1 protein-coding gene is annotated in these 1,152 nt (G+C 66.7%); it reads left to right on the forward strand.

Going from position 1 to position 1,152, the window contains the following annotated elements:
• Positions 1–1,152: hypothetical protein (locus VA599_RS24110; RefSeq protein ID WP_346791021.1), on the forward strand; the 1,152-nt coding region annotated here is incomplete at both ends.

Genomic DNA, 1,152 nt, shown 5'->3' on the forward strand with positions numbered 1-1,152 from the left:
CAGCGGCTGCTGAGTTCGGCGGCGGATCAAACCACGCACAATGATTACGACAACGCCGGTCGTCTGACCGCGGTATCCAAAAACGGCATCCAGACCGTCCGCTATGAACTGGACGCCTACGGCAACCGGGTCAAGGAGTGGGATGGCAACAACCACCTCACGACGCGCGAGTTCGACGCGCTGGGCCGCGTGCACAAGGAAACCCACGGCGAGGGCGACGCCACCGTCACCGACTACGACGCCTTCGGCAACGCCGTCAAAATCACCGACCCGCGGGGCAACGCCGGCTACTTCTACTTCGACGCGCTGGGCCGCCGCATCCTGCAGGTGGATCCGGAAGGCGGTGCCACCCGCACCGACTACGACGCCCTCGGCAACGCCCGCGCCATCACCCGCTACGCCAACGCCGTCGATGCGTCCACGCTGCAGATCGGCGTCCTGCCGACCGTAGCTGCCGACGCCAAGCGCGACGCCGTCAGCCGGGTCGACTACGATGCGCTGGGCCGGCAGACCCAGATCACCGACGCCGAAGGCGGCGTCGAGACGATGACGTACGACGCCTTCGGCAACAAGGCGACGTACACCAACCAGCTGGGCGCGGTGTTCAGCTACGACTACGATGCCGCCGGCCATGTGCTGAAAGAAACCGGCCGAGACGGCGCGACGGTCCTCAGCGTCAAGCGCTTTGAGTACGACGGCTTCGGCAACCGCACCCTGCAAGTGGAAGCCGAAGGGCAGCCGGAACAGCGCCGCACCCGCTACCGCTACGACAGCCTGAACCGCCTGATCAGCCAGAGCGGCGACGCGGTGACCATCTACACGCTGGACAAAGGCGTGCAGAACAATGTCAGCCCGACCGAAACCCGGCGCTACGACGCGGCCGGTAACCTGGTCGAGTTCATCGACGCCAACGGCAACGTCACCCGCAGCACCTACGACAGCCAGAACCGCAAGGTGCGCGAGCGCAACGGCGACGGCTACGTTACCACCTGGGCCTACGACGGCGCCGGCAACGTGAGCGAGCAGCGGGTCTACGCCACTGCGGTGGGCCTGCCGGCCGACGGCAGTACGCCGCAGCCGGCGGACGGCAACTGCCGCGTCACCCGGTTCGAGTACGACAACAACAACCGGCTCAAGCGCACCATCGTGCCT

The organism is Chromobacterium indicum (assembly GCF_039708975.1).
In the GTDB taxonomy this organism is placed as follows: Bacteria; Pseudomonadota; Gammaproteobacteria; order Burkholderiales; family Chromobacteriaceae; genus Chromobacterium; species Chromobacterium piscinae.